The 24,170-nt window shown below is 36.4% G+C and carries 20 protein-coding genes; 4 read left to right on the top strand and 16 right to left on the bottom strand.

The window, feature by feature from the left end; all coding sequences use genetic code 11:
- Positions 1 to 11: 11 nt before the first annotated feature.
- The 3 genes from F8C76_RS02970 to F8C76_RS02980 all read left to right on the top strand — a co-directional run bounded on the left by F8C76_RS02970 (position 12) and on the right by F8C76_RS02980 (position 3,284).
- Positions 12 to 1,016: a polysaccharide deacetylase family protein gene (locus tag F8C76_RS02970; RefSeq protein ID WP_249042349.1), complete on the top strand. Its 1,005-nt coding sequence runs from the start codon at positions 12 to 14 to the stop codon at positions 1,014 to 1,016.
- Positions 1,013 to 2,014, top strand: a complete 1,002-nt coding sequence (locus tag F8C76_RS02975) for a GNAT family N-acetyltransferase (RefSeq protein ID WP_152130403.1) — start codon at positions 1,013 to 1,015, stop codon at positions 2,012 to 2,014. Before F8C76_RS02970 ends, F8C76_RS02975 begins: the two co-directional genes overlap by 4 nt.
- Before the next feature lie 139 nt (positions 2,015 to 2,153).
- Positions 2,154 to 3,284, top strand: a complete 1,131-nt coding sequence (locus tag F8C76_RS02980; protein WP_152130404.1) for an acyltransferase family protein — start codon at positions 2,154 to 2,156, stop codon at positions 3,282 to 3,284.
- On the opposite strand, the gene F8C76_RS02985 is transcribed toward F8C76_RS02980, so the two are convergent.
- From F8C76_RS02985 to F8C76_RS03045, 13 genes are all read right to left on the bottom strand, one after another.
- A complete protein-coding gene (locus F8C76_RS02985) occupies positions 3,221 to 4,078 on the bottom strand; it encodes a formyltransferase family protein (RefSeq protein WP_152130405.1) in 858 nt (285 codons plus the stop codon). The two genes, F8C76_RS02980 and F8C76_RS02985, sit on opposite strands and share 64 nt — an antisense overlap.
- Before the next feature lie 4 nt (positions 4,079 to 4,082).
- Entirely contained in the window at positions 4,083 to 5,984 is a 1,902-nt protein-coding gene (gene asnB / locus F8C76_RS02990; RefSeq protein ID WP_152130406.1) for an asparagine synthase (glutamine-hydrolyzing), read from the bottom strand.
- Between the two features lie 10 nt (positions 5,985 to 5,994).
- A complete protein-coding gene (locus F8C76_RS02995) occupies positions 5,995 to 7,152 on the bottom strand; it encodes a glycosyltransferase (protein WP_152130407.1) in 1,158 nt (385 codons plus the stop codon).
- Between the two features lie 9 nt (positions 7,153 to 7,161).
- Entirely contained in the window at positions 7,162 to 8,217 is a 1,056-nt protein-coding gene (locus tag F8C76_RS03000; RefSeq protein ID WP_152130408.1) for a glycosyltransferase, read from the bottom strand.
- Position 8,218: 1 nt separating this feature from the next.
- A complete protein-coding gene (locus F8C76_RS03005; RefSeq protein ID WP_152130409.1) occupies positions 8,219 to 8,806 on the bottom strand; it encodes a serine O-acetyltransferase in 588 nt (195 codons plus the stop codon).
- The gene (locus F8C76_RS03010; protein WP_170283965.1) at positions 8,796 to 9,887 is read right to left on the bottom strand and encodes an O-antigen ligase family protein; all 1,092 of its coding nucleotides are present in this window, start codon (positions 9,885 to 9,887) and stop codon (positions 8,796 to 8,798) included. The genes F8C76_RS03005 and F8C76_RS03010 overlap by 11 nt, the downstream gene beginning before the upstream one ends.
- An 82-nt stretch (positions 9,888 to 9,969) precedes the next feature.
- Complete coding sequence (locus F8C76_RS03015; RefSeq protein WP_170283966.1) at positions 9,970 to 11,061, bottom strand: glycosyltransferase; 1,092 nt, start codon at positions 11,059 to 11,061, stop codon at positions 9,970 to 9,972.
- A gap of 30 nt (positions 11,062 to 11,091) precedes the next feature.
- Positions 11,092 to 12,057 carry a glycosyltransferase family 2 protein gene (locus F8C76_RS03020; RefSeq protein WP_152130412.1) on the bottom strand — a complete coding sequence of 322 codons (966 nt, stop codon included), beginning with the start codon at positions 12,055 to 12,057 and terminating at the stop codon, positions 11,092 to 11,094.
- Between the two features lie 49 nt (positions 12,058 to 12,106).
- A complete protein-coding gene (locus F8C76_RS03025) occupies positions 12,107 to 13,642 on the bottom strand; it encodes a lipopolysaccharide biosynthesis protein (RefSeq protein WP_152130413.1) in 1,536 nt (511 codons plus the stop codon).
- A 213-nt stretch (positions 13,643 to 13,855) separates the two neighbouring features.
- Positions 13,856 to 15,142 carry a nucleotide sugar dehydrogenase gene (locus F8C76_RS03030; RefSeq protein ID WP_152130414.1) on the bottom strand — a complete coding sequence of 429 codons (1,287 nt, stop codon included), beginning with the start codon at positions 15,140 to 15,142 and terminating at the stop codon, positions 13,856 to 13,858.
- 27 nt (positions 15,143 to 15,169) lie between these two features.
- Positions 15,170 to 16,504: a UDP-glucose dehydrogenase family protein gene (locus tag F8C76_RS03035; protein ID WP_152130415.1), complete on the bottom strand. Its 1,335-nt coding sequence runs from the start codon at positions 16,502 to 16,504 to the stop codon at positions 15,170 to 15,172.
- 76 nt (positions 16,505 to 16,580) lie between these two features.
- Entirely contained in the window at positions 16,581 to 17,579 is a 999-nt protein-coding gene (locus tag F8C76_RS03040) for an SDR family oxidoreductase (protein ID WP_152130416.1), read from the bottom strand.
- 142 nt (positions 17,580 to 17,721) lie between these two features.
- Positions 17,722 to 18,756, bottom strand: coding sequence for an NAD-dependent epimerase (locus F8C76_RS03045; protein ID WP_152130417.1), 1,035 nt, complete (start codon positions 18,754 to 18,756; stop codon positions 17,722 to 17,724).
- A 349-nt stretch (positions 18,757 to 19,105) separates the two neighbouring features.
- On the opposite strand from F8C76_RS03045, the gene F8C76_RS03050 reads away from it, so the two are divergent.
- Positions 19,106 to 20,605: a hypothetical protein gene (locus F8C76_RS03050; RefSeq protein ID WP_152130418.1), complete on the top strand. Its 1,500-nt coding sequence runs from the start codon at positions 19,106 to 19,108 to the stop codon at positions 20,603 to 20,605.
- Positions 20,606 to 20,678: 73 nt separating this feature from the next.
- On the opposite strand, the gene asnB (F8C76_RS03055) is transcribed toward F8C76_RS03050, so the two are convergent.
- The 3 genes from asnB (F8C76_RS03055) to F8C76_RS03065 all read right to left on the bottom strand — a co-directional run bounded on the left by asnB (F8C76_RS03055) (position 20,679) and on the right by F8C76_RS03065 (position 24,167).
- Positions 20,679 to 22,493, bottom strand: a complete 1,815-nt coding sequence (gene asnB, locus F8C76_RS03055; RefSeq protein WP_152130419.1) for an asparagine synthase (glutamine-hydrolyzing) — start codon at positions 22,491 to 22,493, stop codon at positions 20,679 to 20,681.
- 84 nt (positions 22,494 to 22,577) lie between these two features.
- Complete coding sequence (locus F8C76_RS03060) at positions 22,578 to 23,564, bottom strand: GNAT family N-acetyltransferase (protein ID WP_152130420.1); 987 nt, start codon at positions 23,562 to 23,564, stop codon at positions 22,578 to 22,580.
- 9 nt (positions 23,565 to 23,573) lie between these two features.
- Complete coding sequence (locus F8C76_RS03065) at positions 23,574 to 24,167, bottom strand: sugar transferase (protein ID WP_152130421.1); 594 nt, start codon at positions 24,165 to 24,167, stop codon at positions 23,574 to 23,576.
- Positions 24,168 to 24,170 lie beyond the last annotated feature (3 nt).

Raw genomic sequence — 24,170 nt, forward strand, 5'->3', positions numbered from 1 at the left:
AGATTGAAATGATGGAAAAAGGAAAATTTGTTATTTCCCTTGATTTTGAGATTTATTGGGGGGTTCGTGACAAAAGAACACTTCAAGACTATGGGGAATCGTTGAAAAAAGTTCATGAGATTGTACCCAGAATGTTAAAATATTTTGATCAATATGGTGCAAGGGCAACTTTTGCGACAGTTGGATTTTTATTTGCCAAAACCAAAAAGGAACTTCTTGAATTTAGCCCAAAGAAAAAACCCGATTATCAAGACAATAATTTGTCGCCTTATGACGATTCATTTATAAAAGTAAAGGAAACCTATAATGATGACCCATACCATTTTGCACCAAATCTTATTAATCTCATTTTAAACCACCAAAATCATGAATTAGGTACGCACACCTTTTCTCATTTTTATTGTCTTGAACATGGACAATCGTCCGAAGACTTCAGAAATGATCTTGAGGCTGCTATAGGGATTTCAGCCAAATATGGCAATCAGATTAAATCAATTGTATTTCCAAGAAACCAAGTTAATATGTCTTATTTGGATATTTGTGAAGAACTGGGAGTCGTATCGTACCGAGGAACAGAGAAAGTTTGGTTTAACAGAGCAGATAGTGAGGCTGATACAAGTTTATTCAAGAAAATATTTAGAACGCTTGACTGCTACTTAAATATATCAGGATATCATACCTATTCAATGAATGAGGTAGCGAAGGTGTTTCCATATAATATTAGATCAAGTAGATTTTTGAGGCCTTATAATTCCAAATTGGGCTTTTTGGAGTTTTTGAAATTGAATAGGATAAAACGGGCTATGACGCATGCAGCCAAGAAAGGTGAGATTTTCCACCTTTGGTGGCATCCTCATAATTTTGGAAATAATACCGAGAAAAATTTTAAAAATTTATTAAACATATTGAAACACTATTCCTATCTCAAAAGAGTGTATGACTTTGATAGTTGTACAATGTTGGAGGTAGCCAAGGATTTGGATTCTCATAAGGATAAATCAACTATGATTAAATGAACCCATTTTTTTCAAAAAGCTTTACGGGTAACTGGATTCGTCACTTTGCTCCCAGACATAAGGTTGTAAGGTTGAACTTTATCAGGCCAATGGAATTTGTGAGGAAAAAATTCTCACCATATTATTTTAATGTAGGAAAAAATCTTACCAATGGGATTCACTATACCATTGATTCAAATGAATCTGATTTCAAGGGAAAAGTCTTACTGATTCACGATGTGCATCAATATTTTCATGAGCAACCAAAACAGGTCCATAAACGTTTAAAAATTAAAAAAGTTCCACAGTATAAAGGTTACCTGTCACGCCTAGATGGTTATAAGGATATAGACGGGTATTTATTGGAGAACTTATCAAAAAAGGGAAGATATAAAGTTAGGGATGGGGAAAAGAAATTAGCGAAACAGCATAGAATCGATTTTAAAGTGTTCACAGGGCCAGTCCCAAAGAATGAATATGATATTGTTATGTCTGCCCTTTATGGGATTTTATCCAAGCGTTGGGATGATTTAGGTAAGGATAATGATATTTTAAGAGACCGTGATTACTATTATGATTTGGTCTACGATATGATGCTGTCGAACAAAGCAAGTTTAAATGTACTTTATGCAGATGATACGATTATTGCCGTATCATTGTGTTTTCTTTCCAGCAAAGTACTTTATTTTGCCATAACATCCTTTGACCCCGATTATTCCAAATATTCTTTGGGACATGTTATTATTGGAAAGATAATGAAGTGGTGTATAGACAATGGTATAAGTTATTTCGATTATTCAAAAGGGGACAATGATTACAAGAATAGATGGGCAACCGACAGTTATTTGTTTGAGAACCATATTCTTTATGATAAAGGTTCCGTGAGCGCATTTTTAATAGGAAATTACCTCTATTATTTTTACAGGTTTAAACAAGAGTTGAGGGATAAGAAGATTAACGTTGTTTATTCAAAGCTAAAGTACCGTTTAAAGAGTATAGGTTTAATGCATAAAAATTAAAAAGAGCAAGAGTTGCATTAGATACATTCCATGAAATTTTTACTTCAACGAAAATGTTACGGTTTTATCGTGTAATTAAATGTTTATTGAATGAAAATGGTAGGTTTGTTTCCAATGTGATGAAAATGATTTTTAGCATATGATAAAAAAATTAAGGTCATTCGGGTGGGATTGGTTTGAAAGGAAATCATCCCAGCGTTATATCCCTGAAATTGATGCGCTAAGGTTTTTTGCGATTATTCCTGTAATGCTTGTACATTTTAGTGGTGCCCTGTTGAGTCATAATGTGAGCTTTGATCGGGCTTTGATCGATGAGGGTAACGCTGCCAGACATCTTCTTTTGCACGGTAATTACGGTGTACACCTGTTCTTTGCCATAAGTGGTTTCATTTTGACGCTTCCTTTTATAAAGAAACAAAGAAGTGAGTTAAGGTTCAAAAAATACTTTATCCGCAGGTTGGTCCGTATAGAGCCTCCTTACATCATAGCCATAACCATTTTTTTAGTGGTACATATTTTTTTGGGAGAGCAGAGTATTACTTTTTTATTGGAGAGATATTTAGCATCCTTTTTTTATGTTCATAACATTGCCTTTCTAGATAGCTCATACATTTTACCTGTGGCTTGGAGTTTGGAAATTGAGGTGCAATTTTATGTTTTGATGCCATTGTTGTTGTTCATCATGAAAATGTTTGACACGGCATACTGGCGTTACTTTATATATGCTTGTCTACTGCTTTGTTCAATGTACACTGATATTTTTCCATTTGTTGACCTAAACCAGTATATGAGGTTCTTTTTGGCTGGAATAATTTCTGCGGATTTATACGTTAACAAGGCTTTCAAAAGGAAAGTGTTTTGGGATATAGTCTTCGTTATTTCATTACCTCTATTTTTTGTTTATGATAACAACTGGCTAAGATTCTTCTGCCTTTTTGGTATTGTGACCTCTTCATTAAATGCTGTCTATTTAAGAAAGTTGTTATCGAATAGGTTGGTGACCATAATAGGGGGGATGTGTTATTCCCTATATTTACTTCATTATCCCTTATACCATTTGATGATGAAAATATTCACCAATAAACTCACGTTTTTTGAGACCTTTGAAATGAACTACTTGTTCCAAGGGATTATCTTTGTCCCTCTTTCAATAGTAATGATCAGTCTTTATTTTATATTGGTGGAAAAACCTTTTATGGTGTTAAGTCAAAAAGTTGGAAAACCCAAAGAAGTTTCAAGTTCGAATGAAACACTTACAACTTCAAAATAGAAACTTCCAATAAGACTTTTTACTTTCATTGCTTTATGAGTCCTGAGCATTCTGAGAAACTGGGAGATTGAAGGTGTGGTATATTTTACACCATTTTTTTGGGACGTACGGGCTAGATGAAAGTGTTCAAAATTTTCCAAAACCTTTACCATGCCTCCAGTGGATTTCTGGATTATATTGGCAAGTGTATGTGTAACGGTATCACCCAATTTATTGTGAAAGGTAATCGGTACAAGTTCCTTTAGCAAAATATTACCCGTATCGATGTGTTTGTCAATTTCATGTATGGTATAACCACTGTGGTCGGATGCGTTGTATATTTGCCAAATTACGGCATTCGCATTTTGGTAAAGTGGCAATTCTTCATAGTGGATATTGATCATACCATACCTTGGGGTTTTAAAAACCCTTTCTCCAATGTAGCTGTTTCCAATACTAATACCCAGTTCGGCCCCTGAATTTTTCATGAATAAAATTGTATCCGGGTGGTTTATGTTAGGAGTGGTTTTAAAAGGAATGTTGTTTTGTCTGCAAATTTCATCTATGGGAGCAATGTTTAAATGATTAATTATGTCTGTGCTATACCATTTGCGCATTCGTACACCATTAAGTGCCCCCAGAGGACCGATCTTGAAAATTTTTCTTACGCGACGCCTATAGTACTTCCGTTTGTTCATTACCTTCCCTTGGTTATAAATAACCATTTTCACATTTAGTTTGTCTGAAGTCAGCAATGTCTCCAAATGGAGAGAAGCACTGTTTCTTAAGTTACTGGTCAATATCAAGACATCCATATTTTCACGATTTTAAGTAGTGATTGTAATACCATTTTTGAAAACAGTAAAAGGTCCATACTGCATCTGAATTATCTTCCTTACCGGTAATATGGTCACCAACAAGCTTTTGTGCCGTTTTGACATTAAATATTTGTTGATTTTCCAAAAACTTTGAATCTATGTAAGATTCCAATTCCTTACAAAGCCCAGATCTAAGCCAGTCACCGACTGGGGTGTTGAAACCTCGTTTACTTTTTTCCAAGAATCCACCAGGAAAATCTTCTTTAAAAGCTTCCTTAAGAATGTGTTTTTTACTCCATCCCTTCAGTAGAAAATCCTCAGGCAGGCTATTGGTGTAATTCCATAAGGCCTTGTTCAAAAAAGGGGCTCTGCATTCTAGGGATGCCAGCATGCTTGTCCGGTCTACTTTTGGCAGCATACCTCCTTCAAGGGAAAGAACCCTATCAATTTCCCTATAATGCGTTAGGGATACAGGTTTATCAATTCCCGTTTTCTGCTTGTACTCCAAAAATAAATCGGGAATATAATTTTTTTCAAGTAAAAGACCTTGGAGCTTTTTTTGGGTATTGCCCAGCGAAATGATGTCCCAATAGTATTCGCCATTGTAATCAATCGTTTGCATCATCCTTTTGGCTTTGTACCGCCGACCTTTTTTATCATCTGGAGTACGCAGCAAGGGAGCAGAGATTTTATTCAAAAATGTATGTAATCCTTTGGGGACGATATTGGTATATCTCTGATTGAGTTTACCCACATAGTATTTGTTATACCCTCCAAAAACCTCATCACCTCCATCGCCAGTAAGTGCTACTTTAACATGTTCCCTTGTTTTTTTTGATACTAGGTAGGTGGGAAGTGCAGCCGCGTCTGAAAATGGTTCATCAAAATTGTCAAGTATTTGGTGGATATCATTTTCCAGGTCCTCCTCGTCTATTATGAACTCGTTATGGTTGCTATTTATCATTTTGGCAACCAATCTGGATTTGTCCGACTCATCAAAGGAAGATTTTTTGAAGCCAATTGAAAAAGTGTTTATTTTCTCACTTTGTGTTCTGGACAAACAAAGCGAAACAATGGAAGAGTCAACCCCTCCAGAGAGAAAGGTACCTAAAGGGACATCGGAAATGGACCTACTTTCAACACTTTGCTCCACAAGTTCCTTAACTTCTTTTTTGGCCTGGGAAAACGAAATTGATCGACTTTCCTTAATCTCATCCGACTGTATTTTTTTAATCTCCATACAGTTGTCTTCCAAATTGTACTGAATGAAGTGATTGGCCTCTAACTTGTTTATATTCCCATAAATGGTATGTGGGGCAGGAATGTACCCTAATCTTAAATATAGATTGAGCCCTTTTTTTGAAATTTCGGGTTTAGAGACCTGTGGTAACAGTGACTTCAATTCTGAGGCCCATACAAATTGATGGTTGTTTTTATAATAGTAAAGTGGTTTTTCCCCAAAGAAGTCACGTGCAATGAATACCTTTCCTTTTTCTTTGTCGAAGATGCTAAAAGCATACATGCCATCTAACTTGGCAAAAGAACTTTCACCTTCTGTCTCATATAGTTTTAGGATGACCTCCGTATCACTGTTAGTTTCAAAATGAACCCCTCTAGCAACCAAAGCATTCTTAAGGACACGATAATTATAGATTTCACCATTGAACACGATAACAAGCTTACCATTTTTACCATAAATGGGTTGCGAACCATTGTTAAGATCAATGATTGACAGTCTCTGCATTCCCAGGGAAATAATAATATCTGATTCTAGTTGCTCCACAAAGGTTCCTTCCTCATCTGGCCCTCTATGCAAGATGAGGTTGTTCATGGCATTTATCTTCTCCTTAGCTTGGGAGAGGTTACCGTTGGAGCGTTCCACAAAACCGTTAATACCACACATTGATTATTGATTAGTTTATAATAAATTGGTTGAAGAGCTTATAGATGTTATCTAATTGGTAATCTTTTGACCGTTTTAAACTTTGCAAGCTCAAGCGTTCCAGTTCTTTTGGATTTTCATAAAGATAATCCAAAGCCATTGCAAGACCCTCTGGGTCATTTACATTCACAAGAATACCATATTTCCCAACAAAGAAATCGCCTTTAAGAACTGTAAAGTCCTCATTTTCATTGAGCAGTTCTTTTGGACCAGAAAAGCAATTGGTCGATATACATGGCAATCCTGCAGCCATGGCCTCTAGCAATGCATTGGGGAATCCCTCGGTATTGGAGGAAAGCACGAAACAATCGTAGGTAATAAGAAATTCGTTAACATTTTTGTATCCTCCCCCTAAGAGCTTTACCTGTTTCTCCAGCCCCATATCTGCAATACTTGAAATAAGGTCATTCTTCAAGTTTCCTTGACCAATTATACTTAAATTATGTTGGTTTTTTGAACATTTAATTGCTTTAACAATGGAAATCTGGTTCTTTCGAGGTATCAAAGACCCTACGGTAATCACATTTATTGGACCAGTTTTTTGAGCAAATTTGGAACTTTCAATTACGTTTTTTGGAATTTCAATGGGGTTATATATGACTTCCATTGGAATTTTTATTCCAAAGTTATCTTTCAGGTCTTGATTGATGTATACGGAATTGGAAAATAGTTTATCGCATCTATTGTAGAATACGGGATAGAAAAGTTTTGAAATGTAATGAGACACCTTTTTGGAGGTATTGTTAGAAGGAAAACCACGCTCGCTGATTAGAAATTTAATGGAAGGATGGAGCATAGAACTTATACCATTTAAAAAATTGGGAAAGGGCAAAAAGGAGATGGCATAACGGATTTTACGCTTTCTTAGGAGCCAATTGTATTTAAATAATATTGCAACGGCACATATTATTTTAATTATCATAGGGCTAGTCGAGGGTCTATTGGTAAAACCTATAACTTCCACCTCTTCTGGAATATTATAATGTCTTTCTTTAAAAATTAGAAAAAGGGTCACACTGTAATCATCCACAAGTTTTTTTAATAGTAAACTTATAACTTTCTCCGCCCCAGCAGGACCTAATCCCAGGTTTAGAATACTTAGCTTTGGCTTATCTGCACAACTTTCCATCTACTTGGTTTAATATATATTTTTGATTTTCATAAGAAGCCTTTCATATTGGAGAAGAATCTTTGATGGATGGAATTTTTCCAAAACCGAATTACTTACTGTTATTGGATTCATTGAATCAAAGACCATTAACTTATTCAGGAACTCGTTTTCATCGTTCACCAAAAACCCATTGACCCCGTTTTCAATAATTTCCTTGGTTCCCCCGGGCACATCAAATGCAATACAAGGAGTGCCAACCGTACAGCTTTCAAGCAAAGCGTTGGGAAACCCTTCTACATAAGAACCTTGAAGAAAAAGGTCATGGGAAGCTAAATACTCATGGACGTTATTGGTATGGGGTACAAAAACAATTTTTTTGTCAATGTTCAGCTGTTTGGCTAAGCCCCAAAGAACATCCTTAAGGGTGCCTTGACCTATTATGGTATAAAGAAAAGGGTTGTCCAAGGCCGATAGTATCCTTAAAATCCTAGAATGCCCCTTAACCTCTTCAAGCCTTCCTACGGTAATATATTTTATGATTTCCCCATTGGAGGGTTTTTTTTTGATTTTTGGAATATAGGTTATTGGGTTGTTGATTACCTCAAGCTTGTTTCGGGGAATATGGTAATTTAAACTTAGGTCTGATGCCATATCATTGGATTGGCAGATTATAGCATCAAATTTTGTATATAAAAAGCGAACCATAACTTTTAATAGGGGGCTACTTTTTCTTTTGCTTAATACTGTGGCTTCCCTTGCTACAAATTTCATTTTCGGAAACAAAAAAGAAATAAATGCCATAATAAGGTTTAGATGGAAGATGCTGCTGACCACTATTTCTGGTCGCTCATTCCTGAGAAAATGTATTAACTTGGGTATGGCATAAAGAACTCTGGGCTTTTCAAAATAGATGATATCCACCCCATCTACATTTAATTTGGTTTCATGGGGACTCCCAATGACCACCAAGGTGCTGTGAAACCTTTTTTTGTCCACATTGGCGGCCACAAAGGAAAGTATCCTTTCAGCTCCACCCGCAGTTAAGGAGGGAAGTATAAAAATTATTTTTGTTTTATCCTTCAAATCAGGCTTTTATATGTTTGATAATCCGGCTGATATCTATTTCCTTTATTTTTTTGGCAGGGTTTCCCGCTATTAAAATGCCTTCCTCTTCAAAAGATCTGTTAACGACAGCGTTTGCTCCAATAGCAATATTATTGGCTATTGTAATGTTTCCATAAATTTTTGCTCCTGGGGCTATATAAACATTGTCCCCTATTTTGGGAGCATTGCTATCCCCTCCTGAAGCACCTATATTGACACAAGCATGAATCCTGCAATTTTTTCCGACCTGTGCTTTTTGATTTATAACGATTGTACCGTAATGTACTATGGACAACCCAGGTCCAAATACATGGGGTGGAATGGAAAATCCAAGTTTGAGTGATAATTTTTTATATCTGAATTTTAGATAATAACAATATAGTTTTGAAAGGACAGAGGTTTTAGTACTGTAATATTCAACCTTCCTCATTAACATTTGAAAATTATAAATGTAATAAGGGCTTAGCAAGTTTTTTATCTTGCTCTTGAGGCTTGGGTTAGTCATTCCAAGAGCAACGGAATCCATTAAAATAGCCTGTTTGTAGTCTTCTTTTGATTTATTGTTCATCTATGACAGATTTAATTTGGTAATAGATCCACAGTGAGGAGAAGATAACGTAATAAAAGTTGAAAAAATTATGACTGGCAAGACACCAAAAGGCCAAAGCAAAGCTTTGGAGAAAAAGATGAGGATGTTGTTTCAGGAAAAATATACTCCTTGTCATCAAGAACCCAATGAAAGCTATAAATAAAAGGAATGGCAAAAAACCTGCCTCTCCTGCAAGTAGCAAGTAGGTATTATGAGCCCCATAGTTAAGCCCGAGTTCATTTCGGTCCAGAACACCTTGAAAAGTACCATAGCCATTCCCCAAAATAGGTTTGTTCATAATAGGCTCGTAGAATGCCGCCCAAGTCTCGGTCCTTGATTGTTTATCTATTTGGTCCATGGAGCCATTTTCAGTATGGACAAGTGATTTAAGTTGCTGTAATCTTACATTGTTTAGACCTAGTTCGGATTCAAAGAAGAAAAGTGCCAAAAGAGTTAAAAAACCAAAAGCGAACATTCTTATGTTTTTAATGTTCACATAAATAGCTAGGATGTTGACAATTATCCAAATAACAATAAATGTCCGTGAAAAGGTAAGTAGTCCTAAAAATGTAAAACAAAATTGTCCTAAGAGTCCCGTTAATCTATTTTTCAGACTATAACATAAAGCATACCCAGATATGCATACAAATCCTGCTTCATTTGGGTTTAGATATAATCCGGAGAATCTTCCATTTGGGCTCACACCAAACATCGCGTGGATTAAAATGCTAAATGCTCCAATTAGATATAGGTAGAATAGCTGTTTGTTGTTCGTTCTTTTCATTATTTCCGTTCCTGATAACACAACAACAACGAATTTTAAAAATTCCTGAATAATATCATTAGGCTCTTCTATATAATTGAAACTGGAAATGAAATAATAACTAAAACCAGTTATTAAGAGTGGGAAAGTTGGTTTAGACTTATCAGAAACAACATAATAAACTGCAAGCAGTAAAAGCATTAAATAGTTTAATACACCACTGAGGCCAAATCCAATGTACCGTGCCACGGCTGAAGGAATGTTTAAAATAACAAACACAATGGCAATTTGGCCCAAAAGATTTAGGCGATATTCGGTACTATTTTCGGTTATAGATTTGATTATGATAAGCTGTTATTTGTTTAAATTATTTCATTGTTCAGTTCAATAATTTATTTATGGTCTTTTCCCATTCTGAAATTACATTTTCTGCTTTATATTTTTCTGATTCCCTTTGGGCATTGTTGCCCAAGGAAGCTATTAATTGCTGATTCCCTGAAAGTTCAATGGTACTTTTTGTCAACTCATCCAGTTCATTGGTGGAAATCAAAATTCCATTGCGCATATTTTCAATAAGCTCTCTTGGTCCATAATCACAATCTGTTGATATGCATGCCAACCCAAAGTGCATTGCTTCAAGCAGTGCATTTGGAAAACCTTCTGAATTGGAAGCAAAAACAAAAATCTTGGCTTTATTGTAATAATTATGAATGTCTTTGACTCCTGAAATGATTTGTATTCTCTCTGTTTGCCCCATCCTTGAGATCATGGCCTCCAGTTCTTTTTTCATTCCGCCATCACCAATAAGCAACAAGGACCAGCTAGGATCTTTCAAGTTGGAAAATGCTTCAATGATACTTTTCTGATTTTTGTTTGTATCCAATCTGCCAACGCTAAGTATTATATTTTTTCTATTTGGGGTATGGTCAACCAATTGAGAGAGTTCTGGTGAAATAGGATTTTTTAATACAAGAATATTGGAGTTTAACTTTTTTGCCAAATAATACTCCTTTACGGCAACGGTTTGAACGGTCAACACATTGGCTAATGGATAAAATAACATTCTTGACATACGCCAAAAAAAGGATAAATATTCTTTCTTTGGATTATTTCGTTCACAAATAATACAGGGTATTCTATTGAGTCGAGCTGCTATTATCGACATCACATTGGAACTGGTAATGAACCCGATCAGTAAATCAATTTTTTCCTCTTTTACTATGGATGTAATATTTCTAGCGATTTTATAATTTAATCGTATTGAGCCTATTGGACCTTTAAGCCGATCCATATCCTTGATCTTGCAAGATTTTAGCAGAACACTTTTGTTTAAAGGATAAAACGAGGGGGACTCCTTAAAAGTTATAATGGTAATGCAATACTTTTGGGACAGCAGGTTGGATAATATTGAAATAACCCTTTCTGCTCCCCCATGGGACATTGAGCCGATTACAAAACCAATTTTTTTCATATTAGAATTAGAGTGAACCACCATTTAAGCCTAATTTTTAATACGCTGGTTATATTCAAGGACTTTTCCAAAACCATGTACCGAAAGGAATCTACTGAGCCATATATGAATGTGCAATCTAATATCAAAAACAAAATTTTCTTTTATTTTTTGTTTTATCCATCTTCTTTTATCAAAGCTAGTGTCAACCTCATGATTATGGAACAGTTTCTTATAATGTAGTATTAACTTTTTTAGCATATGGATTCTAACTACCCTGTCTAACCCCAAACCGATCAATTCCTGTTGTAAATACAAACTGGCGTCAATGGATTGTAAATGTTTTTCTGAATACTTTGATTTTGTGACACTTCCGTAATTTCTGAGGTATTTGTAAAAAGGAAATGAAACATGTACAATCTTGTTCTTGATATTTTTGGACACATCTACTGTAAAATAAACGTCTTCTGCAATTATGTTGGATCTGAACCTTATATTTTGAACAAGTTCTTTTTTGTAAATACGTCTCCACACAGCAGTTTGGCCATACAGTACAATTCTTTTTAAGTATTGTTTTTTTGTTTCAACCGTTATTTGTTCTCTCTTGACGAAAGATTTATCTAGGGGAGATTCATATACATAGTCATCAACTTCAATTGTTTCACATTCTACAATGTCTATTGAGTCAGAATCAAGATAACTTATCATGATTTCCAACATTGATGGGTGAATGTAATCATCACTGTCAACAAAACAAACGTAATCACCGGAGCATTTCTCCAAACCTGCATTTCTGGCACTACCAGCGCCACCATTAGGTTGATTGATTACTAGGATATTATCATGTTTGGCACCAACCTCGTGGCAAATCTCGAGACTTTTATCAATGGACCCGTCATTGATCAATAGTATCTCTATGTTTGAATAGGTTTGGCCAAGAACGCTGGACAAACAGTCTTCAATATATTTTTCCGCATTGTACACGGGAATTATTACGCTAACTTTTTTTGCTTCCATACTATTATTTCTATGTATTAAATGCGATGGGCATAATGCCAAGGACTTTTCATAAAAACTTTCTTTTTATTAGATTGAACAAACGATCTAATAAACTACGGAAACCTTTGCTCAAGGGATACATGATGGCGCTCATGGTTAATATGGCTATGGCTGTAATAATGAACGATTTCAAAAACCATTCTTGATATGAGCCTACATGCATAAAATTAATCTTATGCATTATTTTGTTGATTACAAGGTAAGATATTGGAATTGATGCTGATAATTTGAAGAATTCAACCCAGTATTTTAACAAGCTGAATTTTAAGTGGTATTTAAAAAGAAAGAAAGGTTTCCAAACTAAGGAAATTAGTGTTAAACTTATTGTATAGCCAAGCACTATACCAAGAATACCCCACTTTAGACCCAACCAAATAGAAATGCCCAAATTAAGAACAGCTTGAGTAATTGATGCCCACGTATCATTATAAGCACCGTATCCAATAACAAACTGGTCAACAGGCTTTTTTACTTGGCCAATGTATATGTTTAGGATAAGAAAAAACAATATACTTTGCTCAAAAAGATATTTTTCTCCGATCCAAAGAGTTACAAAGTCATTAGTGAGGAAATATAGAGCAATGAACAGGAAGCCTCCAATGAAATGTCGTAAAGACATAATTTCCCAGAAGACCGAGTTTATATTCTGCTTGTTGTTTTCTGCCAATAAGTTTCCAATACTAGCCTGCATACCGTCCAACAATTTGTTGGAAAAAGTAGATGTATAGTTAAAGATCAACATATAATTTCCATAGTATGCTACACTTTTTAGATTTATAATTGAGTAAATCAATATTTGATCCGTTCCAATAAGAATAAACCAAGCCAATCTGTGAATTACAATTTGTTTAATCTTGCCAAGAACGTCCGGAAACTTTTTAGGCTTTAGTTTAAGCATTGAATCGGTAAAAAGCCAGTCATAAGTCTTCTTGGCTTGACTTCTCAAACCTATTATCAATGTAATCGTAAAAACCACCTCGATTGTTACCCAAACATAATAATTTTGAAAAATGTAAAGCAATACTATCTGAACTATTGTTTTAATCAGTCCAACACCCTGAAAGAATCTGGTAATTACGTAATCCCTTTGGTCTGCCTGAAACAAAATCGTATGGTAATTGAAAAAATAATTGGAAACGGCTGCAAAAAGGGTGGAGAGATATGCGTAATAAATTAGTATAAAGGAGAACGGTAAATCTTTGAAGAAAAAAGGGAAAAAGAGACTTATACCAATTCCCAGGCAAAGAATTATAGTACCTATTTTCTTGTAAAAATGTGCAAGATAAACAACAAGGTCCTTTATTGTTTTGCGTTCCGAGTGCAATAAAGGTTTGTATAGGGCATAACTAACAGCCGTCCCAATCCCTAACTCGGCAATGTTTAGAATTGATAAAACCTTGGTGAACAGGGTGGTAAGTCCTATGAAATCATCACCGAGAAAGTCTAAAAAAACTTTTCTGGAATAAAACCCCAATATTATTGTCAAAGAATAATAAAGGACACTTACTTGTGCATTTTTCAAGCTTTTCTTTATCCTACTCACTACACGATTGGTTAATGTCCATAGAAGGACTACATGGCTATAGTTTTAGTTAAACTGATTCATGGTCAACAACTAGTTTGGACTTATAAAATGTACTGAAACCTAAATTCAGCTTTTATTGATTTTATATATAAAATGTTATGGAACGATTATTAAATACCCAACATGTTGTCATAATACATATGGAAGTTCAATAACAGAATAGTATTTAGGTTAAAGTCTTTTGTTCACTGTAGTTTGGCTTAGGACTCCTTTGACATCATAAAGAATTCCATCATCGGTCAATACTTGATCAAAATTTGTGTTCATGAATTCTTTGTGCGCAACAGTGAGAACAACGGCATCAAATTTTTGGTTTGGAAAATCATTGATGATCGACAAGCCATATTCGTGTTCCACCTCTGTTATTGATGCCCACGGATCATATACTGTAACCGAAGCACCATAGCTGCCGAGGTTCGTTATAACGTCAACAGCTTTGGTATTTCTAACATCGGGACAATTCTCCTTAAATGTAATCCCTAAAACCAATATGTTTGAGCCCTTCACCTTAATATCATTCTGCACCATAAGTTTCACCACTTCAGAGGCGACATATTTACCCATGCCATCGTTCATTCTTCGACCGGCCAAAATAATTTCGGGATGGTAGCCATATTCTTGTGCTTTTTGAGCCAAATAATAGGGGTCTACTCCAATACAGTGCCCGCCTACCAATCCGGGCTTAAAGGGCAAAAAGTTCCATTTGGTGCCTGCTGCGGCAAGGACATCGTGTGTATCAATATCCATTAAATTGAAAATCTTTGCCAATTCGTTCACAAAGGCGATATTGATATCTCTTTGGGAATTCTCGATTACCTTTGCAGCTTCTGCAACTTTTATCGAAGGTGCCAGATGTGTACCTGCTGTAATGACGGAAGCGTATAGATTGTCTACCTTTTTGCCAATCTCGGGAGTTGAACCTGATGTTACCTTTAGAATTTTTTCTACTGTATGCTCTTTATCACCAGGATTTATTCGTTCAGGGGAGTAACCCACAAAAAAGTCTTTGTTGAAAACCATACCACTGACCCTTTCCAGGACAGGAACGCACTCGTCTTCAGTTACGCCTGGGTATACCGTTGATTCATATATCACAGTATCTCCTTTTTTCAAAACTTTGCCAACTGTTTCACTAGCCTTATAAAGCGGGGTCAGGATAGGTCGATTAGTCCTATCCACAGGTGTTGGAACGGTCACCACATAATAATTACAATCGGAAATATGTCCCAATTCATTGGTACAGTACAATCCTGTCGCCTCCATTTCTGGCTCACTTGTAAGCACACTTTGAAGGACACTGTCTTCAACCTCTAAGGTGGTGTCCTTTCCTTGCTGCAATTCACTTATTCTATTTTGGTTAATGTCAAAGCCAATTACAGGATATTTGGTGGCAAAAAGCCTAGCCAAGGGTAGTCCTACATATCCTAGTCCTATTACCGCAATCTTAATATTGTCCATAGAGGTTGTTGTTTCTTTATTATAATGTTAATTTGTTTTACCGATTTGATGATATTCTATTCCTATTTCGGCCAAAAGTTCATGATTGAATTGGTTTCGTCCATCAAATATCACAGGAGGTTGCTCCAATCGATGTTTTATTTCTTCGAAGTCAGGCGATCTAAATTCTTTCCATTCCGTTAAAAGAATCATTGCATCAGAATCCGTTAGGGTATCGTATTTTGAGTCACAATAGGTTATGCTTTCAATATCCTTTAAATAAAAGTGTTTTGCTTCATCCATTGCTTTGGGGTCATACGCTTTGATCTTAGCTCCCCTGGCGACCAAATCTTTGATAATGTAGATGGCGGGTGCTTCGCGCATGTCATCGGTTTCTGGTTTAAAGGCAAGCCCCCATACGGCAAATGTTTTCCCTTTTAAATCATCACCAAACCGTGCGACCACTTTTTTGGCAATTACAAGTTTCTGCCTGTCATTAACATCTTCTACAGCTGAAATCAACTGTGCTTCATACCCTTGGGACTCGGCCATGCGTTTTAAGGCTTTGACATCCTTTGGGAAGCAGGAGCCTCCGTACCCACTCCCGGGATATATAAAACTATATCCAATTCGGTGATCGGAACCTATGCCAATCCTTACTTTGTTTACGTCAGCCCCAACCAGTTCACATATATTGGCAACTTCATTCATGAATGAAATTTTGGTGGCCAGCATGGCATTGGCCACATACTTTGTCATTTCTGCAGATTTAACATCCATGGTTATCAATCGGTCCATGCTACTTCTAAAGAACGGAGAGTACAGAGACCGCATTTTTTTGGTTGCAGCTTCATCATTGGAACCAATCACCACTCGATCGGGTTTCATGAAATCGTTAATGGCATCCCCTTCTTTTAAAAATTCAGGATTGGAAACCACTTGAAAATCTATTTTAACCCCACGTTCATCAAGTTCCTTTTGTATGGCATCTGAAACTTTGTTGGCAGTCCCAACAGGTACTGTAGATTTATCAATTACAATTAAGGAGTTACTCATGTGCTGGCCAATTTCCTTGGCAACTTGTAGTACATATTGTAAATCAGCCGAACCATCTTCACCCATTGGAGTGCCTACCGCGATAAACGCAAGATCACAGGTTGCCAAATGATCTTTCAGTACAGTGCTAAAATGAAGCGTACCGTTGGCCACATTCCTTTTAACCATTTGTTCAAGACCCGGTTCGTATATGGGAATGACTCCTTTTTTGAGGTTCTCAATTTTTTTTGCATCTACATCTATACAGGTAACATTGTTGCCCATTTCGGCAAAACAGGTGCCACTAACAAGGCCTACGTAGCCAGTTCCAATAACGGTTAAATTCATTCTCTATATTGATTTACTTCTTAGGGGTATATGAAAATTTGCAAGATTGTATTTGGATAACGTCCAATATGTTTGTTTATTTTAGGTTGTCCCAGTACCATTTAACAGCTTCTTGCAGTCCTTTTTCAATATCAAAATTAGGACTGTAGCCCAGCAACTCCTTCCCTTTTTCTATGGACGCCAATGAGTGGGGGACGTCACCGGTTCTTTCGGATCCATATTTTACATCTATTTTTGCTATCTCATGATCGTAGTTGCTTAAATAGTGTTTTAAAAGAGACACCAACTCATTTAGGTCCGTTCGCTGTCCATAGGCGACATTGTAGACAGTGTTCACCGCTCTAGGGTCTTGGGACATCAAGGCTCTCATATTCATTTGAACCACATTATCTATATATGTAAAATCCCTGGAATAGCTACCATCACCATTGATAGTGGGGCTTTCATGGTTAATCAATTGGATTACAAATTTTGGGATTACGGCGGCATAGGCCCCATTGGGGTCTTGTCTGCGTCCAAAAACATTGAAATATCGAAGACCTATGGTTTCCATCCCATATGTTTTGGAAAAGATATCGGCATAAAGCTCATTCACATATTTGGTAATGGCGTAAGGGGATAATGGTTTGCCGATTATATCCTCGACCTTTGGGAGCTCCTTGGAGTCCCCATATGTGGAACTACTGGCTGCATAGACAAAGCGTTTCACGTTTGCATCCCTAGCGGCAACAAGCATGTTCAAAAAACCTGAGACATTTACCTCATTGCTGGTTATAGGGTCGTTGATTGAGCGGGGTACAGACCCCAGAGCAGCTTGGTGGAGCACAAAATCCACATCTTTGCAAGCTTCTTTACATGTGGTTAAATTCCTGATATCTCCCTCGATCAGTCTAAAATTCGGATTATTTAAAAAGGGAGCGATATTTTCTTTTTTACCTGTTGCAAAGTTGTCCAAAACAGTAACTTGGTTTCCGTTTTCCAAAAGAAATTCAGTAAGGTTTGACCCTATGAACCCAGCTCCTCCGGTTACCAAAACATGAAAGTGGGATTTGAAGTCCAATATGTTGTTTTTCATTTTTTATTCTATGGTTGAGGCGCAAAAATCCATAAAAAAAAATAAAAAGCTACGCGGTTTTATATTAACTGTACATAAATTCCGATAAAGAGTTTTTAAAAGTAAAACCAAAACAATTTACCAATTCATATAGAGCTGCCTTTTATCCATCTTTTTTATTGTAGTAGTCTTTGTACCACTCGATAAACTTCTTTACACCAAGCTTTACTGGTGTAGAGGGGCTATAACCGTAATCGTTGATCAAATCATCAACATCTGCCCATGTTTTTTCCACATCACCTGGCTGCATGGGCAACATTTGCTTTTTGGCCTTTATATGCAGTTCTTGTTCAATAATATCTATAAAATCCATCAATTTCACGGAATCATTATTGCCAATATTATATATCTTATAAATATTTCCTTCCTCTTTTCTTTTCTGTGAAGGGCTTTCAATGATTCGCAAAATCCCCTCCACGATATCATCTACATAAGTAAAGTCCCTTTCCATTTTACCTTCATTGAATACCTTTATGGGTTTATTTTGGGTAATCGCATCAGTAAAAAGGAACAAGGCCATGTCTGGCCTTCCCCAAGGACCATATACTGTAAAAAACCTTAACCCAGTGGTCACAAACCCAAAAAGATGGCTGTAGGTATGCGCCATTAACTCGTTACTTTTTTTGGAAGCAGCATAAAGGCTTATGGGATGATCAACATTGTCATCAGTTTTAAATGGTATTTTTTTATTGGAACCATAAACACTGGAGCTGCTGGCGTAGACTAAATGCTCAATACCATAGTTTCTACAACATTCCAATATATTCAAAAACCCGGTAATATTACTGTCAACATAAGCTTCGGGATTTTCCAAACTATACCTAACCCCTGCCTGTGCGGCGAGATTACATACAACGTTAAATTTCTCCTTTTCAAATAATTTAGGAAGCTCTTGCCTATTTTCAAGGGACAACCTGATAAATTTTAGATTGGGATACTTTTTGCTTTCACAAAGCATATCCACATTTTCTGCACAATCCTTGGCTATTCCCAGCTGATTTAGCCTGGCATACTTAAGATTTATATCATAATAGTCATTTATATTATCAAGAGCCACCACTTCATGGCCATTTTCAAGAAGTCTTCTGGTAAGATGGAATCCGATAAAACCAGCAGTGCCCGTAACCAATATTTTCATTTGATATATAATTCAATTTGATATTACAAAGTTGCTAAATCCATATTGAAACATCATGGTTTCAAACAGGAAAATATGGGCTAATGTTAAGGTGAAGCAAACAAAATAGGTAGTTCATCGATTTTTCTGTTAAAATCACTCGATGAAGTGATCTGTTTTATCGATGTATTACGTAAGTCCGTGAAAATTTTGTGTATAACTAGATGATAACTTATGAGAGAGGATAAATCATTGATTCTTAATTCCCTTAAATTTGCAATCAAAAGTGCATTTCATCGAATAAATCAATCTTTTTATCTAAAAAACAAAGTTTCATCGTTAATTTTACAGTACCCCAATGAAGATAATTATGAAAAGATTGCTTTTTAAAACAAAAATGACATCAATCATCCTATTCCTTAGCCTTTTGCTTGGATCATGTAATAAGGACAGTGATTTGTTTTACGATATTGTTCAGGAAGATATTGAGGAGACTATAGATGAGAACCAATCTGAACAAGGAGAAACCCCTGGCGAAAGCGTTGTTGACAATGAGGTTTCCAGTGAATTGAAAGCTTTCCCAACCGCTTTTGGAGCTGGTGCTTATGTCACTGGAGGAAGAGGAGGCAAAGTTATTTATGTTTCCAATTTAAATGATAGTGGCCCCGGAAGTCTGCGGGATGCCTTGGAGGCATCTGGCAAACGGATGATTGTGTTTTCCGTTGCTGGAGTCATTAATCTTGAGTCTAGTTTATTCGTTAGAAATGGTGATTTCACAATTTCCGGCCAAACGGCCCCTGCAGGCGGGATAACAATAGCGGGTGCCCGTGTTGTTTTTCAGGATAGTGACAATATGATTATCAGATATATTAGGTTTAGAGGAGGTGTTGGCAGCCATAATGATTCTGTAAGCGGTTATTATCTTGATGGAGCCATATTCGACCATTGTTCTGTTGGATTTGGTGCGGACGAAGCTATTAGTATAATAACGGATGTTGTTGGTAAGACGACAAGTAATATTACACTTCAACGGTCTTTGATGGGAGATAGCAAAACCGGTGGATTGTTTGGTTCAAGCGAAAACCCTTCGGGAGTAGGGGATATCTCTGTACTGGAGAATCTATGGTATAATATAACCCATAGATTTCCCAACATTTATTCTGATGGAAATGTTGAGGTAATAAATAATGTGATTTGGAGATATGTATACAGGACCAGTAGCAATACGGATGGATATAAGTTGAATCATATCAATAACTGGCATTTGTTTTCCCCAACAAACTCGTTTGAATCATTGTATAAAACGGGCCCAAAACATTCCATTTGGAGTTCAAGTGATCGAGCTCCTTCAATTTATAGCCATGGTAATGTTTATGAACCATACTATTCAAATCCTGATATTGACAACTTTGATGATAGTTGGAGTATTCATGTGACTTATGATAATTCATTGAAAAGGGACGACCCTTTGCCTAAAAACTTCAAAAGTGATTTGGACTTTCCATTGTTGGGTGCACCAATTAATATAAAAACGGCATATGAGGCTTTCAGCGACGTATCTACAAATGTAGGGGCAAATGCAAGGCTTGACGCCAATGGAAATGTTTTAAACAATCTCGACGTTTTGGATGTTGAATACTTAGATGCCGTAACTTCCGGTACGATTTTACCAAGGAGAGACCAATTGACCCAATATATAGTGCCGCCTATAAATGGAGGAGCCCATTATGTGGATAATGATAATGATGGTATGCCTGATGAATGGGAGGAAGCCAATGGTTTGGACACCTCTATAGATGACAGTGCTCAGGACAAAGATGGTGACGGGTATACCAATCTCGAGGAGTTCTTGAATCTTGTAGATTTATAGAATAAACCTGAAAAATATGAAAAGAGCCCACTATCCAGTGGGCTCTTTTTTTGACCATATTGGATTTTTTTGATCAAATGGTATTCATCTTATCATACATAGTGTACCATTTTGCCAGCATATACAATTTCCAAATATTGGCGGAATGATCTGCTTGCCCTGTAAAATGTTCATCTAGAATAGACTTGCATTTGGAGACATTTAAATTAGGTACTCTGGTTAAAAAATCATCATTTAGGGTATTTTTAAACTCATCCTTTAAATCCTCCCTTATCCACTTGGCCAGAGGTATTGAAAAACCTTTCTTGGGTTGGTTAAAAATGGTTTCGGGGATATACTCATTTAAGAGATCTCTTAAAATTCGTTTTTGTCGATTACGTTGATAACGAAAAGACACAGGCAAGGTTCTGGCAAATTCTATAATTCTGTAATCAAGAAAAGGACTGCGAACCTCAACGGATGAAGCCATGCTTGCTCGATCTACCTTCACGTTACTGTCGTTTTCCAACCAGAGTTTGATATTAAGATCGGCAGCCTTTTGTAGAAAATCATTGGACCAAGATTTGTAACCTTGGTAATGCTTCATCCAACCCTGTTGCTTTGTTTTAAGGAGCATTCCCTTTCTGGAAAAAATATTTTCAATAAATCCATTTCGATCTTTTGTGAGCAACGCATTTCTTACCCTATGGTTGTTTTGTCCAATAAAATTCAGGAAAACGGGCTTAGAAAGAAATTTGCGGATTCCAAAAGGGATGTCAATAATAGATTTATGTTTGATCAATGAATCGAAATAGGTATAGCCTAAAAAGCTTTCATCGCCACCATCACCTGCCAATGCCACCGTTACATGATTTTTTGCCACTGCATTTAGTAACAACGTAGGCAATGCGGAGCTATCAGCAAATGGCTCTCCATATATTTCGGTGACTTTGGGAATAAGAGATGAGATATCTGAAATACGACAGATTATTGTTCTATGATTGGAACCAATGATCGTTGCATATTCTTCAGCTTTTTGGCTTTCATCATATTCCTTAACATCAAAGCCCACAGAAAAGGTATTAATGGGGTCTTTGGAAACTTTCATGGCAATACTGGATACTAATGCAGAATCAATTCCACCCGATAGAAAAGCACCGATAGGGACATCGGATTGCAGTCTAATCTTAACGGCATCAAAAAGCAATTCTTTTAATTCTTCTTTGGCCAACGCATAATTTCGTTTCTTTTTGGAAACGGGTTTAAGGTTCCAGTATTCATTGATTGTTTTACTGTTATCGTTAAGGTTGATGGTCATAAAATTGCCAGGGGGGAGTTTGTAAACATCCTTTACAATGGTATATGGACTTGGAATGAACATGCAATCCAAGTAAATGGAAACGGCCTCTTCATCCACTTTTTTGCCCTTAAGCAACGGTTGAATTTGGCTACAAATCTCAAAAGTCCCATCTTTCCAGTAATAATAAAAGGGTTTCACACCCAATCGATCTCGAGCACAGAAAATAGTTTTGGCATGTTCGTCATAGATACAGAAGGCAAACATTCCATTTATTTTCTGCAAAAGTGCTTCTCCCCATTCTTGATAACCAACAAGCAATACTTCGGTGTCGCTTTCAGTACAAAAGGTATGTCCAAGACTTTGAAGCTCAACCTTTAAATCTTTGTAGTTATATATTTCCCCATTAAAGACGATGTATAAATGTCCGTGGCGCATGGGTTGATTGGAACGTGGGTCAAGATCCAGAATAGACAGACGTAGGTGTCCAAGATACAGATTGTCTTTTTTTTGGATTCCCATATGATCAGGACCTCTATATTTAATGGATTCCAACTTAAGCCTGACATTTTCTTCTTCAAATGGTATGTTAGTTAGATAAATTCCACACATATGTTGTTGTTTGGTTCAAATATCAATTCCTGAACTCGTTTAAATGGTTAACAAATAAAATAGGTTCATTGGATAAAAACTTGTTTAATTATCCTTTTTGAGGACCTTGCGGTATACTTTCCGGGCAAATTGTTTGAGACGGAAATAAAAGATTAATATAGTAGCAATTAGGATGGACTTGGGTGATCTCTTATCGTACAGTATATGATGTTCGAAAGAATATTTTTTGGTTGCCCATCTGTGTTTGTAACCATAGGAACCTTTGCCCAAATCATAAAACTTGAACTTTTTGTTAATGGAATATTCAATGTTCTTGATTAGACGAATATTTCCAATCCCATACTTAAGGAAATCATCATCCAAGATAGGAATGGCACTAAAAAGAAATTCTGATGAATTATAATTGAAACTTACGGCTATGGGGGTTCCGCTTACTTCAACACTGGTGATAGAAGCCTGGTTGTTCTGGATTAGCCTAAAAAATAGACTTTTATACCAATTCTTGATTTCAATTGGAGAGTGTGCGTTGGTTGTGTTTTTGTTCGTGAATCTTTTGTCTATCAGGAGGAACAGGGATTCAAAAAGGTATTCGTATTTTTCTACTGGGATATTGCTCTCATAAACCTTATATTCCACAAGGAGTTCACCTTCCATTTTTTTCTTGCTTGCAACAAGTTTCTTTTTTCTTCTACCACTTAATTTATCGGCCAAATATGAGTTTATTGAGTCATAATTGTTCAAATCTATAAGGTAGCCGTAGTATTGTTTTGATTTTAGAACCCCCATTTTATTAGGGATGTTGGTGGTATCAATATGCACAAAATCAGGGATGTCATAAATTAAAAATACTTTGCCTTTAAAGTCATCCTCTAGTCCCGTTTGATCCAATGAGTAGGAAATACCACAGGTTTTGTACTTACCTACGTTGGTATAGAGCGGAAGAAATTTGTTCTTGGTAAAAGAGACACCTTTTATAGAACGGAAATTATGGGCTTGCTTACCATGAAAAAAACTTTTCATCCATTCTTCAGCATATATATCGGAAGTAAAAGGATTGTTTTCAATCATCATAATGAAAAATCATTTTAGGTTTAGGATTGATTTCATGGTCAAGCATATTATTTTCAAATCTGTCACAAAACTTTGTTGGCTGATATATTCTTTGTTTAAGCTCAACTTTTTGGGCATAATTTCCTCAATGTACTTTTTGTGTGGATCAGGAGCATCTTTTAATAGCTCATTCTCGTTTCTGAACAAAATGGATGCATAATCGGTTATCCCAGGTTTTACGTTTAAAACCTTTAAGTCTTCAGGGCTGTACAGGTCTACATACTTTCTTACTTCGGGTCTTGGACCAACCATACTCATTTGGCCCAAAAGGACGTTGAACAGTTGAGGCAGTTCGTCAATCTTAAGCTTTCTTAAATAATAACCCACCGATGTGACCCTAGGATCCCGGTCACCTACGGTTATCAACCCTTTCTTGTCCGAGTTGAGATACATTGTCCTGAATTTGAAGATATTAAAATCGTTGTTGTATCTCCCCACACGTTTCTGTTTGTAAATGATTGGTCCCTTGGAACTCAGTTTGATCAATACTGATGAAAGCAATAATATGGGGCTGGTCAGCACTATCCCAACTGATGAAAGAAAAATATCAAGTATACGTTTCATATG

Origin of the sequence: Flagellimonas olearia (assembly GCF_009184425.1) — a bacterium.
GTDB classification, from domain to species: domain Bacteria; phylum Bacteroidota; class Bacteroidia; order Flavobacteriales; family Flavobacteriaceae; genus Flagellimonas; species Flagellimonas olearia.

Bases quoted from the DNA above. Each gene is read 5' to 3' on its own strand.
- F8C76_RS02970 (WP_249042349.1), top strand. From the start codon at position 12: ATGGAAAAAGGAAAATTTGTTATTTCCCTTGATTTTGAGATTTATTGG.
- F8C76_RS02975 (WP_152130403.1), top strand. From the start codon at position 1,013: ATGAACCCATTTTTTTCAAAAAGCTTTACGGGTAACTGGATTCGTCAC.
- F8C76_RS02980 (WP_152130404.1), top strand. From the start codon at position 2,154: ATGATAAAAAAATTAAGGTCATTCGGGTGGGATTGGTTTGAAAGGAAA.
- F8C76_RS02985 (WP_152130405.1), bottom strand. From the start codon at position 4,078: ATGGATGTCTTGATATTGACCAGTAACTTAAGAAACAGTGCTTCTCTC.
- asnB (WP_152130406.1), bottom strand. From the start codon at position 5,984: ATGTGTGGTATTAACGGTTTTGTGGAACGCTCCAACGGTAACCTCTCC.
- F8C76_RS02995 (WP_152130407.1), bottom strand. From the start codon at position 7,152: ATGGAAAGTTGTGCAGATAAGCCAAAGCTAAGTATTCTAAACCTGGGA.
- F8C76_RS03005 (WP_152130409.1), bottom strand. From the start codon at position 8,806: ATGAACAATAAATCAAAAGAAGACTACAAACAGGCTATTTTAATGGAT.
- F8C76_RS03015 (WP_170283966.1), bottom strand. From the start codon at position 11,061: ATGAAAAAAATTGGTTTTGTAATCGGCTCAATGTCCCATGGGGGAGCA.
- F8C76_RS03020 (WP_152130412.1), bottom strand. From the start codon at position 12,057: ATGGAAGCAAAAAAAGTTAGCGTAATAATTCCCGTGTACAATGCGGAA.
- F8C76_RS03030 (WP_152130414.1), bottom strand. From the start codon at position 15,142: ATGGACAATATTAAGATTGCGGTAATAGGACTAGGATATGTAGGACTA.
- F8C76_RS03035 (WP_152130415.1), bottom strand. From the start codon at position 16,504: ATGAATTTAACCGTTATTGGAACTGGCTACGTAGGCCTTGTTAGTGGC.
- F8C76_RS03040 (WP_152130416.1), bottom strand. From the start codon at position 17,579: ATGAAAAACAACATATTGGACTTCAAATCCCACTTTCATGTTTTGGTA.
- F8C76_RS03045 (WP_152130417.1), bottom strand. From the start codon at position 18,756: ATGAAAATATTGGTTACGGGCACTGCTGGTTTTATCGGATTCCATCTT.
- F8C76_RS03050 (WP_152130418.1), top strand. From the start codon at position 19,106: ATGAAAAGATTGCTTTTTAAAACAAAAATGACATCAATCATCCTATTC.
- asnB (WP_152130419.1), bottom strand. From the start codon at position 22,493: ATGTGTGGAATTTATCTAACTAACATACCATTTGAAGAAGAAAATGTC.
- F8C76_RS03060 (WP_152130420.1), bottom strand. From the start codon at position 23,564: ATGATGATTGAAAACAATCCTTTTACTTCCGATATATATGCTGAAGAA.
- F8C76_RS03065 (WP_152130421.1), bottom strand. From the start codon at position 24,167: ATGAAACGTATACTTGATATTTTTCTTTCATCAGTTGGGATAGTGCTG.